14 protein-coding genes are annotated in these 15,754 nt (G+C 60.8%); 4 read left to right on the top strand and 10 right to left on the bottom strand.

Going from position 1 to position 15,754, the window contains the following annotated elements:
• Positions 1-148: 148 nt before the first annotated feature.
• Positions 149-439, top strand: a complete 291-nt coding sequence (locus BLS41_RS34815; RefSeq protein WP_074772642.1) for a DUF4148 domain-containing protein — start codon at positions 149-151, stop codon at positions 437-439.
• A gap of 141 nt (positions 440-580) precedes the next feature.
• On the opposite strand, the gene BLS41_RS34810 is transcribed toward BLS41_RS34815, so the two are convergent.
• From BLS41_RS34810 to BLS41_RS34785, 6 genes are all read right to left on the bottom strand, one after another.
• Positions 581-1,477 (bottom strand): fructose bisphosphate aldolase, encoded by an 897-nt coding sequence (locus BLS41_RS34810; protein WP_074772639.1) that lies wholly within the window; start codon positions 1,475-1,477, stop codon positions 581-583.
• 252 nt (positions 1,478-1,729) lie between these two features.
• The gene (locus BLS41_RS34805) at positions 1,730-2,509 is read right to left on the bottom strand and encodes a dienelactone hydrolase family protein (protein ID WP_083380239.1); all 780 of its coding nucleotides are present in this window, start codon (positions 2,507-2,509) and stop codon (positions 1,730-1,732) included.
• A 413-nt stretch (positions 2,510-2,922) separates the two neighbouring features.
• Positions 2,923-3,813, bottom strand: coding sequence for a type 2 periplasmic-binding domain-containing protein (locus BLS41_RS34800; protein WP_074772636.1), 891 nt, complete (start codon positions 3,811-3,813; stop codon positions 2,923-2,925).
• Positions 3,806-4,636, bottom strand: coding sequence for an ABC transporter permease (locus BLS41_RS34795; RefSeq protein WP_074773505.1), 831 nt, complete (start codon positions 4,634-4,636; stop codon positions 3,806-3,808). Before BLS41_RS34795 ends, BLS41_RS34800 begins: the two co-directional genes overlap by 8 nt.
• 19 nt (positions 4,637-4,655) lie before the next feature.
• The gene (locus BLS41_RS34790; RefSeq protein WP_074772633.1) at positions 4,656-5,507 is read right to left on the bottom strand and encodes an ABC transporter ATP-binding protein; all 852 of its coding nucleotides are present in this window, start codon (positions 5,505-5,507) and stop codon (positions 4,656-4,658) included.
• Positions 5,504-6,595: an ABC transporter substrate-binding protein gene (locus BLS41_RS34785; RefSeq protein ID WP_083380238.1), complete on the bottom strand. Its 1,092-nt coding sequence runs from the start codon at positions 6,593-6,595 to the stop codon at positions 5,504-5,506. Before BLS41_RS34785 ends, BLS41_RS34790 begins: the two co-directional genes overlap by 4 nt.
• Positions 6,596-6,947: 352 nt before the next feature.
• Between BLS41_RS34785 and BLS41_RS34780 the strand changes: the two genes are divergently transcribed.
• The gene (locus tag BLS41_RS34780) at positions 6,948-8,303 is read left to right on the top strand and encodes an LLM class flavin-dependent oxidoreductase (RefSeq protein ID WP_074773498.1); all 1,356 of its coding nucleotides are present in this window, start codon (positions 6,948-6,950) and stop codon (positions 8,301-8,303) included.
• A 58-nt stretch (positions 8,304-8,361) separates the two neighbouring features.
• A complete protein-coding gene (locus BLS41_RS34775; protein ID WP_074772630.1) occupies positions 8,362-9,309 on the top strand; it encodes a TauD/TfdA dioxygenase family protein in 948 nt (315 codons plus the stop codon).
• A 69-nt stretch (positions 9,310-9,378) separates the two neighbouring features.
• Here BLS41_RS34775 and BLS41_RS34770 read toward each other — a convergent pair whose 3' ends face one another.
• Both BLS41_RS34770 and BLS41_RS34765 read right to left on the bottom strand, forming a co-directional pair.
• On the bottom strand, positions 9,379-10,728 hold the full coding sequence (locus tag BLS41_RS34770; RefSeq protein ID WP_074772627.1) for an LLM class flavin-dependent oxidoreductase: 1,350 nt from the start codon (positions 10,726-10,728) through the stop codon (positions 9,379-9,381).
• Positions 10,729-10,790: 62 nt separating this feature from the next.
• Positions 10,791-11,759, bottom strand: coding sequence for a sulfonate ABC transporter substrate-binding protein (locus tag BLS41_RS34765; protein WP_253189882.1), 969 nt, complete (start codon positions 11,757-11,759; stop codon positions 10,791-10,793).
• Positions 11,760-12,102: 343 nt separating this feature from the next.
• On the opposite strand from BLS41_RS34765, the gene BLS41_RS34760 reads away from it, so the two are divergent.
• Positions 12,103-12,954 (top strand): MetQ/NlpA family ABC transporter substrate-binding protein, encoded by an 852-nt coding sequence (locus BLS41_RS34760; RefSeq protein ID WP_074772621.1) that lies wholly within the window; start codon positions 12,103-12,105, stop codon positions 12,952-12,954.
• 44 nt (positions 12,955-12,998) lie between these two features.
• Here the strand turns inward: BLS41_RS34760 and BLS41_RS34755 are convergent, their stop codons facing one another.
• Both BLS41_RS34755 and BLS41_RS34750 read right to left on the bottom strand, forming a co-directional pair.
• A complete protein-coding gene (locus tag BLS41_RS34755) occupies positions 12,999-14,729 on the bottom strand; it encodes an ABC transporter ATP-binding protein (RefSeq protein WP_074772618.1) in 1,731 nt (576 codons plus the stop codon).
• Positions 14,730-14,758: 29 nt separating this feature from the next.
• Positions 14,759-15,748: an ABC transporter permease gene (locus tag BLS41_RS34750; protein WP_074772615.1), complete on the bottom strand. Its 990-nt coding sequence runs from the start codon at positions 15,746-15,748 to the stop codon at positions 14,759-14,761.
• Positions 15,749-15,754 lie beyond the last annotated feature (6 nt).

Genomic DNA, 15,754 nt, shown 5'->3' with positions numbered 1-15,754 from the left:
GCGCACCTGTGAAGCGCTGGAGGGATCGCTAAAGGAAGCTTCATGTTTCGGCAGCAAGCTTCCCGGGGCCGCTCTGCAAATATGGCTGCACGCTGTCCCACACGGTGCGAAACCGCATCGGATCAACCCTCTGGAGTCTTTCCACGCCATGAAACGAACCCTTTCCCTGCTTCTGATCGCAAGCGCAATCGCCCTGCCCACCGCCTCGGCGTTTGCCGTGCCGACACAATCCGCCCCGACGGGAATCAGCCGCCTGCAGGTTCGCCAGGAGCTGTACCGGGCCTTTCTGACCGGCACGATGGCCAATGACGAGATGTACACGTACCCGTCGCCGCCGGCCAATCGCGCCGAGATTCAGGCGTTCCGCTGCGGCCAGGCGCGCGCGCATTTGTCGCACTCGGAGTTTCCGTCGATCGTGAAATCGGTATGCAGCAGTTGAGTGGACTGGCGAATGAATGCGCCCGTCTGTGTAGCTGGAGCGTCGGCGCCTGGATTGCGCCGGCGCGCTTTAAAGAAAACGGGCCGCTGAAAAGCGGCCCGGAATCGACGAGCGAATGAACGCTTTGTTCGACTCGCCCGATTAAACCTTGTTGACGGACGCGTCGTAGATCTCGTCGGCAGATTGCTTCAGCGCCTGATCGAATTCAGCGTCGCTCATCTGCTCGCGCAGGTCGTTGATCAACGCGCGCGAGAAGCTCGCGATCATGCCGTGATTTTTGGCAAGCCGCTGACATGCGTCGGAGCGTGTATAACCGCCCGACAGCGCCACGACGCGCACAACGCGCGGATGCTCGATCAACGGGCGATAGAAATCCGCGACGTCCGGTATGGTCAGCTTGATCATCACGGGGCTGTCTTCCGGCAACGCGTCGAGCCCCTTCAGCAGTTCCGTGCGCAGAATGTCCTCTGCAGCGGCCTTGTTCGGCGACTTGATCGACACTTCGGGTTCGAGGATCGGCACGAGGCCGTGCTTGCTGATCTGCGCGCCGATCTCGAACTGCTGTCGCGCAATCGCGGCAATGCCCGATGGCGACGCATCGTTGATGACCGAGCGCATTTTCGTACCGAAGATACCGAGTCCGACTGCACGTTCGAGCAACGCGTCGAGGCCGGGGATCGGCTTCATCAGACGCACGCCGTCGGCTTCGTCTTCGAGACCTTTGTCGACTTTCAGGAACGGCACGACACCACGGTCTTCCCACAGAAAAGCCGGCACCGGTTTGCCATGCGCGTCACCGTTCATGGTGGCTTCGAACAGGATTGCACCGATCACCTTGTCGCCCGTGAAGGCCGGCGCGGTCATGATGCGCACGCGCATCTCGTGCATCAGTCTGAACATTTCGGCGTCGCCGCTGTACGCACTTTCGGGAATACCGTACAGCTTGAGTGCGCCTGGTGTGGAGCCGCCGCTCTGATCGAGCGCCGCGATAAAGCCCTGCTTCTCACGCATTTGCAACAGCATCTTCTCATTGGCCACGGACAATCTCCTTTTCAAACGAATACCTGATCGGAAACACGGTAACGCGGAATGCTGTCTGTATCTACTCCTTGTGTACGCAGCCTGTACGCAGCCGCACGCTGCATTGCTCGCGAGGCCGGCAAGTCCGGTAAGTGACGGCACCCCTGCTGCGGATAAAGCCTGAAACGCTCGATGCCGGTCCACTTCCGTCCTCCACGCCCCGCCGCCTCACGACGCGGGGCGTGGATGCACTACGGCAGACGCGCGAGCTTAGCCGAGCGTACGCGCGTAAAGCGCGAACAGGTCATTCCAGCCGCGTTCGGCGCCCGGGGCGTCGAAAACCGGCATGTCCGGCTTCATCCAGCCGTGCAATTTTCCTTCGTACAGTTCGCTCTTGTGCTTGACGCCTGCTTCGACCAAAGCAGCGTCGAAACGCTGTGCCATTTCCGGCGGGTAGCTATGGTCTTGATCCGCTGCAGCCACGAGTAGTTCCGCCTTCATCTTCGGCAACTGCAAGTGCGGGCTGGTCGGCAGATCGGTGGCGAGATTGCCGCCGTGGAAACTTGCCGCTGCCGCCACGCGCTCCGGGTACCAGGCCGCCGCCGTCAGCGCCATGCCGCCACCCATGCAGAAGCCGACGGTGCCGACTTTCGCGCCCTTCACATCGGTGCGGCTGTCGAGGTACGCGAGCAGTGCAGCGGTGTCGTCGGCTGCCTGGTGGTTGTCGGTGCTTGCCATCATCGGGCCGACCGTCGCGCGGAAGTCGCCCTTCAGAACTTCCTTCGGGTCGAGCGGACCGTAGCTGCCGAAGCGATAGAACAGATCGGCGAGCAGAACGACATAGCCCTGGCTCGCGACGTGGCTTGCCATCTGGAGCATCGCGGGGCGAATGCCAAACGCGTCCATGTAGAAGATCACGCCCGGCCATTGGCCCTCGCCGGCCGGCGTCAGCACCCACACGTTGCAAGGGCCGTCCTTGGCCTGAACGGTAGTCTGGGACTGATTGACGCCGTATGCGTTCAGTGAGGTGGCGTGGTTGGAGTTGTCCATCGAAAAAATCCTGGTGGTAGAAAGATAAACGAAGGCTTTGTAAGGATAGCTTCGCTGCGGCACGAAGAGTTTAAGGCAGATGAGCGAAAACCGTGCCGCAGCCCGGCAGGGTTCATCAGACGGATGGAGGGAGATGGCGGGACGTGCAAGCCGGTTGAAATAACCGGCTCTTTTGCCTGGCGTTTTCGCACTCGATGCAAGGTCTGGCGAGTGCGGGCGGCGCGGCGAACATGCGGCTGAATCGGGAGGGAAGAATTACGCGATCTGGCACAAATAACAACGTGCCTTCGATGCGAGCCGCCGGTGCATTGCAATCCGCTCGGGTGGCCTAGCGCCACAACCCAGGGGCTTCTCCGCGTATTGGGTAAAAGTTGCGGCAATTACCCGACGCTATTGACCCGCATGTCTGCCCTTCAGTGGCAATACAAATCGTTTTCCGCATTGAACATCTCGAACGCAAGCTGCGTCGCCCGATCTTCTCGCACCGAAGTCAGCCAGCGTTGACGCCGCCAATCGTCGACGACATGCTCGACATACACAGCACTCGCCGCGTCTTTACCACGCACCGCGATGAACGCGGGAGCCGCTTCGAACGAGCCAGGCAGCGCCCGGTAGTAAGCCCAATCGGGTTGTTTCAGCAGCGAGCGGATCACGTACTCGTCGTCGATCAACGCGGCACATTCGCCTGCCTGAAATGCGAGCAGCGCGTCGAGCGGCCGGTCGAAGCTCTGCAGCGTCGCGCCGAGCTCGAACGCGGCCCGGCTCGCATAGGGACTTTCGCGTGACGCGCAAACCGCGCGGCCGCGCATATCGGATTGCGTTTGCACGTTCCCGCCGCGCAACACGAGCGCCACGCCACGGCCCGACGAATAGGAGGTCGGCGCAAACGCAATCGACTCATCGGGTGACAACGCAAGACCCGCAATAGCCACGTCGGCCTCGCCGGATTGCACCGCTTTGCGCGCTTGCGCCGGGTCGCTCAATAGCAGCTTGACGGGCAAACCGACGCGTCGTCCGAGATCACCGGCAAGCGACGCGGAATAGCTCTCCGGCGCCCTCACCGAACGATCCACCTTGCCGACATACAGAATCGGCGCAGGCTGCGACGGCACGGCCACGACCAGTGTGCCGCGCGCAATCGCCGCAGCGAACGGTCGTTCGTCGCCGAATCTTCCGCGCCACGCGTCACCTGGTATCGACTTTAGCAATGCGCCTGTCAGTACCAGCGCGGCAAGCGCCGCGAACGGAGCCCAGCGCAATCGCCGGCCGTTGCCGACGCCAATTGCATGTCCGGCTCTAGCCATTCTGTTCGAGCCCGACGCGCCAGCGCAGCAGCCGCCGTTCGAGTAGCGAAAGGCTCCTGTTGATCAACAGCCCAAATAGCGCAAGCAGCACGATGCCCGCGTACATATCGGGAATCTGGAACGTCTCCTGCGAGTTGAGCGTGTAAAAGCCGAGACCCGAACGCGCGCCGATCATCTCCGCCGCGACCAGCGCCGTGATGCTGTATGCACCGGCGAGCCGCACGCCGGTGAGGATCTGCGGCAACGCTGCGGGCAACACGACCTTCGCAAAGATGAATCCTTGCGACGCGCCCATCGAACGCGCGCAATCGACAAAAATGCGCTCGACCTGTTTGACGCCCGAAATCGTGTTGAGCAGAACCGGCCAGAACGCGGCCCACACGATAATCGCGATCTTCGACGATTCGCCGATCCCGAGAAACAGCATGAACACCGGGAACAACGCAAACGCAGAGACCTGTCGCAGCAACTGGTACAGCGGATCGATAATGCGTTCCGCGCGCCGGAACCAGCCGAGCGCCACGCCGCACACCACGCCGCCCGCCACGGCCACCAGAAGGCCGCTAAGAGAGCGCCATGCGCTCGCGCCCAGATGCACCCACACGTCACCGCTCTGCACCAGCTTGAAGATGGCAACCGCAACTTGCGATGGCGGACTCAGATAGGCCGCGCTCACGATGCCGAGCCGTGGCAGAAACTCCCACAGCAGCACGAACACGATCAACGCGATGGATCGCTCGAACACGACGGACAAACGCACGCTGCCGCGTTGTGCAGGCGGACTTTGCGTCTCCCGCGCGATGAGAACCGCCACGTCGGACACGGTATTTTGCTCTGACACGCTACGTCCCTGTTTGATAGGCAATGCTGCGTTCGCGCGACGGCGTGTGCACGTCGCCCAATTCGCGGCTGAGGACTGCCCACGCGCGCTCGCGCAAAGCGACGAACGCAGGCGAATGACGAATCGACGCATCGCGCGGACGCGGCAGATCGACCTCGATAATGTCTTTGACCCGTCCCGGCCCGCGCCCCATGATCGCCACGCGATCGGCCAGAAAGATCGCCTCGTCGATGCTGTGCGTGACGAACACCACCGTTTTCGCGCTCTGCTCCCAGATGCCGAGCAACTCCTGCTGCAACGACTCGCGGGTTTGCGCATCGAGAGCGCCGAACGGTTCGTCCATCAACAGGATTTCGGGGCCGTAGGCGAGCACGCGGGCAATCGCCACACGCTGACGCATGCCGCCCGACAATTGATGCGGATAGTGATCGGCGAAATCGAGCAGGCCCACGAGTTGCAGAAAACGTTCTGCCTCGCTGCGCCGCTGTGCGCGTGCAACGCCGCGAATCTCCAGCCCCGTCTCGACGTTCTTGCGCACGGTGCGCCACGGAAACAGCGCGTAGCCCTGAAATACGAAGCCGAGCTTCTGGCTTGCGACGCCGACCGGCTCGCCGTCGACCGTGACGCTTCCTGAAGTCTGCGGCACGAGTCCCGCGAGAATGCTGAGGAAGGTCGACTTGCCACAGCCGCTCGGACCGAGCACCGCGAGAAATTCGCCGTCGCGGACTTTCAGATCGAAACGATCCAGCACCGTGTGGCGCGAACCATTCGCTTCGTTCGTATAGGTCAGCGAGATGTCGCGCGCAACGATCTTGTCGCGCACGCTCGCAAGTGCGCTCACGCGTTCGCTCATGAACGCTTCCCGCTGCCGGCGATTGCCGTGTTGTTTGCCGTAGTCTGCGTCTGCTTCGGTGCGAGCGGGTTGTACTCGTTCGTATAGACGTCCTTCACCGAGACCTTGCCCTTCGGAATCTTGCCGGCCTGTTCGAGAATATCGATGTAGTACTGGATCGGCGGCTCGGTTACGACCAGGTCCTTCACATACGCATAGCGCTCCACCAGTTTCTCGTCGATACCCAGACGCTCGGCGGTCAGCTTGCGGGCTTCGTCGGGATGCGCATTGACCCAGTTCCCCGCTTTCGCTATGGCCGCGACAAAATCCTTGACCGCCTGCGGATGCGCACGTGCAAACGCACCATTCACGCTATACGGCGCCATGCCGCCAAGTCCGCGATCTTCGTCCCAGTCGCTCCACAATTTATGCAATTGCGGGTCGGCTTCAGCCGCGCCCGAAAACGGTGGATGGATAATCGCAACATCCACATTCTTCGTGACGAGCGCCTGCTGCGACTGATTGTCGGGCACGACGAGCCAGTTCACTTTCGATACGTCAACGCCATGTTGCGTCAAATACTTTTTCGTCACGAATTCCGCGCACGCGCCGAAACTATTGAACGCGATAGTCTTGCCCTCGAAGTCTTTCGGCCCGCGAATGCCTGAATCAGCGCGGACGAAATACTTCATATGGGGCGCATCTTGCAGCGTCTCGCCACCGGCGGAAATCACCTTGATATCCGCGCCGCTCGCGATAGCCGAGATGACGAGCGGCACCATGCGGGTGCCGAAGTCGATCTCACCCGTCCCGACCAACGGAATGATTTGCGGCGCAGAAATCTTGCCGACGTATTTGGGACGCGTGCTGGTGCTCTCGAAGTAACCCAGCTTGTCGGCGAGGTAGACGAGATCGAACGCCGGGTTGTCGGGGTACTTGAAGTACGTGATTTCCTGCTTCACCGGCTGACCGCCCGCCGACGCAGAAGTCTGCACTTTGTCGTCCTGAGGCTTACAGCCGCTTTGCAGAATCAGCGCGGATGCAGCGACGACAACGGCCAGCGCTCGCTTTGCGAACAGCGGCCGGTTGGATGAGAGAAGCGCCTTCATGGGATCAGCCTGATTGGGAACAAGAGTGGTATGCGGAAATGGCGCCAGCCATTTCTGTGTACCCAATTTTCTGCGTTTCCCGGTCAATGGCAAACCAACAAAACAAGCTTAGTTTATCTACCGAATCAGAATCGATCGATGTTTTAACGTCTTAATTGATGCAATGACGGAGGTCGTGCGTTAGCACGGTTGCCGTTGCGTCGAACGCGTCACGCTTCGGGTCGGTCTTCAATGCATATCTGCATAGATGGTTAGCACGATTTCTTGCTTCGACGAGCCGGGCGCGAACCGTAACATCGAACGATCGTGTCCGTCGCGCAAGCTGGACCACTCATTTTTTTCGCGAGCTATTTTGAGCACTTCTCCTCCACGCCGCCTGCATCTGAACGTCAATATCCTGCATTCCGGTTTCGTCCCCTCCGCCTGGCGATTGCCCGACGCCGATCCGCGCGCGTTCATCGACGTCGCGCATTACGTGCGGGTCGCGCAGATTGCCGAGTCCGCGAAATTCGACGCCGTGTTCCTCGCCGACAACGCGTCGATCGCCGATCAGATCGACTTCCGCCCGATTACCGCGCTGGAACCGACGGTCCTGCTCGCGTCGATCGCGGCGGCGACCACGCACATCGGCGTGATCGGCACAGCATCGACCAGCTACAACGAGCCGTATAACCTCGCACGCCGTTTCGCGACACTCGATCATGTCAGCGGCGGCCGCGCAGGCTGGAATGTCGTGACGACAGCCGATCTCGGGTCCGCCCGCAACTTCGGACGCGACACCGTGCCGGTACACGCCGAACGCTACGCGCGCGCGGACGAATTCACGTCGGTAGTCAAGGCGCTGTGGAATAGCTGGGAAGACGACGCGTTCATCGGCGACAAATCGGCGGGACGTTTTATCGACATGTCGAAGGTTCATCCCATTGAACATCGCGGCGAATGGTTCAGCGTGGCAGGCGCGTTGAATCTGCCGCGCTCGCCGCAAGGACATCCTGTATTGATCCAGGCAGGCGGCTCGGCGGACGGCAGAGAACTCGCCGCACGTCACGCGGAAGCGGTGTTTTCCGCAGCGCAATCGTTCGACGAATCGGCTTCGTATGCGCACGATCTGAAGTCACGCGCGGCGGCATACGGGCGCGGCCCGAACGCGATTCGCGTATTGCCCGGGCTGACTACGATCATCGGCGCGACCGAGGCTGACGCATTGCGCCGTCGCGACGAACTGGTCGATCTGATTCCATGGAGTTACAGCCTCAACCGGTTAGCAGGCATTCTGGGTGTCCCTGCCGATACGTTGAAACTCGACGAACGCCTGCCCGACAATCTGCAATTACCCGGCGGCGGCAATGGCAATCACACGTTCTTTCACGCGACTCTCGCGCAAGCCCGCACGCATGGATACACCGCACGTCAACTGATTCGCGCGCTTGCCGGAGGCGGCGGACATCGCGTGGTAGTCGGCACGCCCGAACAGATTGCCGACGATATCGAGCACTGGTTCAAAGGCGGTGCAGCGGACGGCTTCAATCTGATGCCCGATGCGCTGCCTGACGGCTTGCAGGATTTCGTCGACGGCGTAGTGCCGATTCTGCGTCAACGCGGCCTGTTCCGTAGCGAATACGAAGGCCGCACGTTACGCGATCACTTTGGATTGCAGCGACCGGTGAGTCCGCATGCGAATGCAGAAGCGCCGGTTTTCGCCGCCTGAATCAGCACCCGCATAGAAAACACGTCCCCTATTTGCCGGATTCTTCGAGGAGCTTTGCATGAACGCAGCCGCATTGCAGCCAGTCACGCAGCTTGAAATCCAGCCGCTCTCCGCGCACATCGGCGCTGAAATTCACGGTGTCGATCTGACGCAGAAGCTCGATTCGAACCAGGTCACGCAGATTCGTGAAGCCCTGTTGAAATGGAAAGTCGTGTTCTTTCGCGAGCAGTTTTTGACGCATGAACAACACGTTGCATTCGCTGCGCAGTTTGGCGAACTGACCTTGGGGCATCCCGTGTTCGGTCACGTCGACGGGTATCCCGAGGTGTATTCGATCTCGAAGTACCGCAAAGCAACGCGCTTCGAAGGCCAGACGTTGCAGCGCCCCTGGACCGGCTGGCATACCGACGTGACTGCTGCGGTCAATCCGCCTTGGGCGTCGATTTTGCGTGGCGTGACGATTCCGCCGTACGGCGGCGATACGCAATGGACTAATCTGGTGACGGCCTACGAGAAACTCTCCGCGCCGTTGCGCGCATTCGTCGATGGCCTGCGCGGCCTTCACCGTTTTACGCCACCGGCTGGTGCAAGCGGCACCGATGCGTTCGTCAAAGCGGTCGAACAGCGCGCACTCGTGACCGAGCATCCGCTTGTCAGGGTGCACCCGGAAACCGGCGAACGCGCACTTTACGTGAGTCCGAGCTTCCTGAAATCAATCGTGGACGTCACACCTCGCGAGAGCCAGGCGTTGCTCGAACTACTCTGGGAACACGTTACGCGAACCGAATTCACGGTGCGATTCAAATGGGAAGCGGGGAGCATTGCGTTCTGGGACAACCGCGCCACTGCGCATCTCGCGCCGACGGATATTTTCGATCTCGACTTCGACCGACAGTTGTATCGCACGACGCTGGTCGGCGACATACCGGTCGGTCCCGACGGACGGCAATCGGTGGCGATCGAGGGCACGCCGGTCGGTGCGGCTGCGGCCGTTGCGCTCAATTAACGTTATCGGTTAGCGCTGACGCGCACGGACGCCAAGCGCGCTCCGTGCGTCGATCTGGCGGTAAGCGTGCTAATTCCCGCCGGCCACATACCGGTTCTGCGGACGCCGCAAACCGAGGTTCTCGCGCAACGTGCGTCCGGTGTATTCGTCGCGGAACAATCCCCGCCGACGAAGCTCGGGCAATACCAGTTCGATGAAATCATTGAGTCCATTCGGCAGCACAGGCGGCATCACGTTAAAGCCATCCGCACCGTAATTGACGAAGCGTTCTTCGAGTTCGTCGACAATCTGCGCGGGCGTGCCGACAAGTTGCCAGTGACCACGCGCACCGGCGATCCGCAAATAAAGCTGGCGAATCGTCAGATTTTCGCGGCGCGCCAACTCGATCGTCAGCAATTGACGGCTCTTGCTTGCATTGGTTTCCGGCAATTCTGGAATCGGACCATCGAGCGGATAACCCGACAGATCGAAGCCACCGGTCAGGCCCGAAACCAGAGCGAGCCCTACCTTCGGATCGATCAGCGACTGCAATTCCTCGAACTTCTCCTTCGCTTCGGATTCGCTGCGGCCGACAATCGGAAACACGCCCGGCATGATCTTCAGATCATCGGGACGACGGCGATATTTTTCCAGACGGCCCTTTACGTCCGCGTAAAAATCCACTGCGTCGCGCAGGGTTTGCTGCGCGGTGAAAATGACTTCCGCCGTTCTCGCGGCCAATTCGCGCCCGGCTTCCGACGATCCCGCCTGCACCACCACCGGATGCCCCTGCGGTGAGCGCGCAACATTCAGCGGACCCTTTACCTGGAAGAAGCGTCCCTTGTGATCCAGTACGTGACGTTTGGCTGGGTCGAAAAAACGGCCCTCCACCTTGTCGCGTACAAACGCATCGTCTTCCCAACTGTCCCACAGTCCCTCGGTCACCTCGGCAAATTCGGCCGCGCGTTCATAACGCTCGGCGTGATCGAAATGTCTGTCGCGATTGAAGTTCTTTGCCTCGTGTTCGTTCGAAGACGTGACCAGATTCCAGCCGGCACGTCCCCCACTAATATGATCGAGCGACGCGAACTTGCGGGCAATGTGATACGGCTCGTTAAAGCTCGTCGACGCGGTGCCGACCAGACCGATGCGCTCCGTCACCGCAGCCAGTGCGGACAGCAACGTGATGGGCTCGAACTGCGCGACATAACTGTGCGCGGTGCGGCTCAGAAATTCGACGCTGTCCCCGCGAGTGCCCACGCCATCCGCGAGAAAAACGAGATCGAACTTCGCGGCCTCGGCGGCCTGCGCCAGTTCGACATAGTGGCGGAAATTGAGTCCGGCGTCGGCGTGCGTATCGGGATGCCGCCACGCGGCAATGTGATGGCCGGTCGGATAAAGGAACGCGCCGAGGCGCAACTGCCCGCTACGTTTGCTCATGGAGTGTCGGCGAAAAGAGGTTGACGGATCGGTGACGCGTCGTGCGCGACGTTGTCGTCACGCTACGTGGTGCGCCATTTCGCATCGGCGACGACGAGCTTCCTCGGAATCAGCTTCAGCTCGGTGAACGTGTCGGCAATCTGCTGCTGGTAGTCGATCGTCGCGGCATCGATGGGCTGCACGCCGTAACTCGCCCGATTCAACGCGAGTTCGAGTGTCGGCGCATCGAGACCGACGAGCGGCGACAACTGGCTCGCGACCGCCGGAATATGCGTGCGGCTCCATTGATCGACCTGATCGAGTTCGGCCAATAGCGTATGAAGCAATTGCGGCTGCGTGTCGGCGAACTTTTTTGCGGCGACGTAATACTGCGTGTTGCGCACGAGTCCTTCACCCGTGGTCAGCACGCGAGCGTTGGCCTGCCGTTCTGCTGCGGCCAGATAGGGGTCCCAGATCACCCATGCGTCGATGCTGTTCTGCACGAACGCTGCACGCGCGTCGGCAGGTGTCAGATACACCGGTTGAATATCGCTGTAGGAAAGTCCCGCGCGCTGTAATGCCTTGACCAGCAGATAGTGAACATTCGACCCGCGATTCAGCCCAACCTTCTTGCCGCGCAAGTCCGCCACCGAGCGAATCGGCGAATCGTGCTGCACAACGATCGCTTCGCCCTTTGGTGCGGGCGGCTCGTTGCCGATATAGACGAAGTCGACGCCTGCCGCCTGCGCGAAAATCGGCGGTGTTTCACCTACGGTGCCGACATCGACCGCACCTGCATTCAGGCCTTCGAGAAGCTGCGGACCCGCCGGAAATTCGAGCCATTGCACCGTCGCGCCTTGCGCCGCGAGGCGCTTTTCGAGCGTGCCCTGCGCCTTCAGAACCACAAAATTCCCATATTTCTGAAAGCCGATCCGCAGCACATTGCCATTGGTCTGCGCGTGCGCCCGTTGCAACGGCAATAGCGTACTGGCGGCAAATGCTGCCGCACCCGCAGCGGCCGCTTTGAGCAACGTGCGACGGCGCGACTCCATTGAACTGAGGGCTGCTTGATCGATCGACGTAATGCGCGGAGCCATAGGATTGCCGGGTCAATATAAATCGAGTGGGAAACATACTTATCCCAGCGACGTTACCGGCCTGTGCAACGCACAGCAACCAAGCAAAGCTCATAACGTTATGAGCTCGACGAAGAACATTGGCGGCAATCGTCACTCGATTACTTTCAGTCTCACTACTTTCCGGTTCAATTGGAAAGCAGAATTAGTTGTTTTGGATTCCGAATGCCGAATGATTAACTGTTCCAGTTCCATACTTCGCTGAATCGCCGTCACGTGTTCAGCGCGACCGACCTGGTTCTCTCACTCTCCATTCGACATGACGCCTTCCACTTTCCCGGTTTCTTCTTTGAGACGCCGTATCGTCCGCACGCTCGTTGTGATGGCCGCATTCGCTCCTCTCGCCTCGCGTGCCGCCGACAGCAGCGCGCCCCATGAACTGCGCGTCGGCTTCGTTCCCGGACCTTATGCCGACGAATTCAAAGCCGGCGTCGAACCGCAGTTGCGCAAGAAAGGCTACACGATCAAATACATCGAGTTCAGCACCGGTCTCGAAGCAAATCAGGCTGTGTATCGCGGGGATATCGTGGCGGACGTGATGCAGCACGAGGTCTATCTGAAGTCGTATAACGACCGCAACGGCACCGATCTCGTCGGCGTCGTGCAGGTCCCGACACCGCCAATGGGCCTCTACTCGACCAGGCATCGTTCGCTTGCCGAAGTGAAGCCCGGTGCGCGCGTGGCGGTGCCGAACGATCCGGTGAATCTGGAGCGCGCATTGAAGATCCTGCAACGCATCGGCTGGATCAAGATCAAGCCGAACCCGAATCCCGTCGATGTCACCGAGCAGGACGTGATCGCCAACCCGGCGGGAATCAAGATCGTTCCACTCGATTCAGCGCAGGCGCCTCGTGCGCTGGACGATGTCGATTACGCCGCGATTCAGGGCAATTTCGCGATTTTTAGCGGGCACAAGCTGACCGACGCGCTCGCGCTCGAACAGATGACGCCGCCGTATATCAACCAGGTGGTGGTCCGGGCTGGCAACCGCGATGCACGAGCGACCCAGGATATCGTGCAGGCTTATCAATCGGTGGATTTCCAACACGCGATTCGCGGCAATCGCTTTTACGATGGTTTCCGTCTTCCGGCGTACTTCGATAAAGACTGAATGTGAAGCATGAGAAGGCGGCTACGTGGCCGCCTTTTTTCGGCTTATGCAGCTTGCGCGTCGAACGTCTTGCCGGGGATCGCGCTGAGCAGCGTACGCGTGTACTCATGCCGGGGCGCGCGCCAGATCTCAGCGTGATCGCCACTTTCGACAATGCGTCCAGCCTGCATCACATGCACGCGGTCGGCGATATAACGCACCACCGAAAGGTCGTGCGAGATAAACAGATACGCGAGTCCGAGGTCGCGTTTCAATTCCACCAGCAGGTTCAATATCTGCGCCTGGATCGACACGTCGAGCGCGGAAACGGGCTCGTCGCAAATCAATAGAGCGGGTTCGAGCACGAGCGCACGCGCAATGCCGATGCGCTGACGTTGACCACCGGAAAACTCATGCGGAAAACGGCCGAGCGCGGACGCGGGCAAACCGACGCGATCGAGAATCGCGGCGATCCGCGTCCGGCGTTGCCTTGCATCGCCGATGCCGTTGACTACCAGCACCGTATCCAGAATCTCCGCCACCGTGCGCCGTGGATTCAGTGATGCGTACGGGTCCTGAAACACCATCTGCACATGACGGCGCAGCGGTCGCAATTCGCGCTCGCGCAGTGGCACCAGATCGGTGCCGCGCAAAAGGATCTGGCCGCCTGCGGCGGGCACGAGCCGCATGATCGCTTTCGACAACGTCGACTTTCCGCAACCGGATTCGCCGACCAGCCCAACCGTTTCGCCGCGCGATATTTGCAGCGATACACCGTCGACCGCCCGCAATGTCGTCTTGCCATGCCGATGCGGATAGTCAATCCGCACGTCGTGTAGCGCAAGTAACGGCGGCTCGTCACCGCCGATCGCGATGGCCGGAAAGGCCGGCTCGCCATTCTGGCCCGTGCGTGCAGTGCGCGGTATCACGGCAAAAGTCGGCTGGCCGTCGTCGGCGATACCGTGACGGATTTCCGGCAACTTCCACTTGCGATGATGCAGGTCGTCGGCAAGATTGAGCGACGCGCCGAGCAGGCCGCGCGTATAAGCATGTCGGGGTTGTGTGAACAGTTGCCCAACCGTCGCTTCTTCGACTTTCCGGCCCGCCAGCATCACGGCGACGCGATCCGCGTGCTGCGCGACGACGCCGAGATCGTGCGTGATCAGCAGCAGCGACATCGACAGCTCGCGCTTCAGTTCGTCGAGCAGTTCGAGAATGCGCGCCTGAATCGTCACGTCGAGCGCGGTAGTGGGTTCGTCGGCGATCAGCAACCTGGGGCGGCATGCGACTGCCATCGCGATCATCACGCGCTGACGCTGGCCGCCCGAAAGTTCGTGCGGATAGTCGTGCACACGCCGCTGCGGCTCGGGAATCTGCACCAGTTCAAGCAACTCGACCGCGCGTTTCCATGCGGCTGCCTTCGACAGCGACTCGTGCTGACGCAACGTCTCCACGATCTGCGCGCCAATCGACAGCACAGGATTCAGCGACGTCATCGGCTCCTGGAAAATCATCGAAATCTGCTGCCCCCGCACCGCGCGGATTTCCTGCGGCGACAGATCGAGCAATTCGCGGCCGTCGAAACGCAGGCTGCCGGTCACGCGGCCTGGCGTCGGCACCAGCCGCATCAGAGACAGCGCCGTAGCCGATTTTCCGCAACCCGATTCGCCGACGAGCGCGAGCGTCTCGCCTTGCGCAATGTCGAAGCTGATTCCACGCACGGCCTCATGCGCGCCGAAACTCACACGCAGATCACGGACTTCGAGCAGGTTTGCCGCGTTATTCACTTGATGCATCCTCAGTAACGTTGTCGGTCGCGAGTTGTTCAGGGGCGTTGACGCAGACGCGGATTGAGCGCGTCGTTCAGGCCGTCGCCGAGAAGATTCAGTGCGAGCACCGCGAGGACGATCGCCGCACCCGGCACCGCCGTCAGATACCACGCGGTCCGCAAGGAGTCGCGGCCGGAACCGATCATGCCGCCCCAACTGACGACATTCGGATCGCCCATGCCCACAAACGACAGTGACGATTCGATCAGAATCGCGCTCGCCACCATCACCGATGCGGTGACGATCACCGGCGGCAATGCGTTGGGCAATATTTCGCCGAATATAATGCGCGCGTTGCTGAAGCCCTGGCTGCGTGCGGCCAGCACGAAATCCGCCTGGCGTAGCGTGCGAAATTCCGCTCGCACGATGCGCGCGACGGTGGGCCACGACGCGACGCCAATCGCCAACGCGATGATCGTCACGCTCGGGCTGCCAATCGCGACGATCACGATCACCAGCAAAAACGACGGAATGGTTTGAAAGAGTTCAGTGATACGCACCAGCACGTCATCGATCAATCCGCCGAAAAATCCGCCTGCTGCACCCACCAGCGTGCCGATCACGAGACCGATCGCAGCGGATGATGCGCCGATCAGCAGCGACACGCGCGTACCGTGAGCGATGCCCGCCGCCACGTCACGTCCGAGCGAATCGGTGCCGAGCCAGTATTGATGATCCGTACCGGGCCATTCGAATGGAGCGGCGACCATGTCGAGTGGATCGCCGGGGAACAGATGGCCGGCGAACACGGCGAGCAGAAGGAAAGCCGCCAGCAGAAAAAGCCCCGCGAGCGCTGAAGGATTACGCAACAACGCACGCCATATTCCACGCCCCTTCGCCGTCGAAGCGGAAATGTCTGTGGCGCTTGCACGGCTGCCGCCAAACCGGCCGAACAGGTTGCCCGCCAGTTGACGTCGCCAAGCCGAGCCAGCCGATTCGACCGGCTCATTCGAAGCGGAAATCAGATTGGGTAAATCGGAAGACATGTCATT

This window comes from Paraburkholderia fungorum, assembly GCF_900099835.1.
Taxonomy (GTDB): domain Bacteria; phylum Pseudomonadota; class Gammaproteobacteria; order Burkholderiales; family Burkholderiaceae; genus Paraburkholderia; species Paraburkholderia fungorum_A.
Note: the sequence above shows the minus strand (reverse complement) of the source record. Positions and strands in the feature narration are given on the sequence as shown.

Excerpts from the sequence above, each read along its gene's own strand:
- BLS41_RS34815 (WP_074772642.1), top strand. The coding sequence starts at position 149 with ATGAAACGAACCCTTTCCCTGCTTCTGATCGCAAGCGCAATCGCCCTG.
- BLS41_RS34805 (WP_083380239.1), bottom strand. The coding sequence starts at position 2,509 with ATGGACAACTCCAACCACGCCACCTCACTGAACGCATACGGCGTCAAT.
- BLS41_RS34800 (WP_074772636.1), bottom strand. The coding sequence starts at position 3,813 with ATGGCTAGAGCCGGACATGCAATTGGCGTCGGCAACGGCCGGCGATTG.
- BLS41_RS34790 (WP_074772633.1), bottom strand. The coding sequence starts at position 5,507 with ATGAGCGAACGCGTGAGCGCACTTGCGAGCGTGCGCGACAAGATCGTT.
- BLS41_RS34785 (WP_083380238.1), bottom strand. The coding sequence starts at position 6,595 with ATGAAGGCGCTTCTCTCATCCAACCGGCCGCTGTTCGCAAAGCGAGCG.
- BLS41_RS34775 (WP_074772630.1), top strand. The coding sequence starts at position 8,362 with ATGAACGCAGCCGCATTGCAGCCAGTCACGCAGCTTGAAATCCAGCCG.
- BLS41_RS34770 (WP_074772627.1), bottom strand. The coding sequence starts at position 10,728 with ATGAGCAAACGTAGCGGGCAGTTGCGCCTCGGCGCGTTCCTTTATCCG.
- BLS41_RS34765 (WP_253189882.1), bottom strand. The coding sequence starts at position 11,759 with ATGGAGTCGCGCCGTCGCACGTTGCTCAAAGCGGCCGCTGCGGGTGCG.
- BLS41_RS34760 (WP_074772621.1), top strand. The coding sequence starts at position 12,103 with ATGACGCCTTCCACTTTCCCGGTTTCTTCTTTGAGACGCCGTATCGTC.
- BLS41_RS34755 (WP_074772618.1), bottom strand. The coding sequence starts at position 14,729 with ATGCATCAAGTGAATAACGCGGCAAACCTGCTCGAAGTCCGTGATCTG.
- BLS41_RS34750 (WP_074772615.1), bottom strand. The coding sequence starts at position 15,748 with ATGTCTTCCGATTTACCCAATCTGATTTCCGCTTCGAATGAGCCGGTC.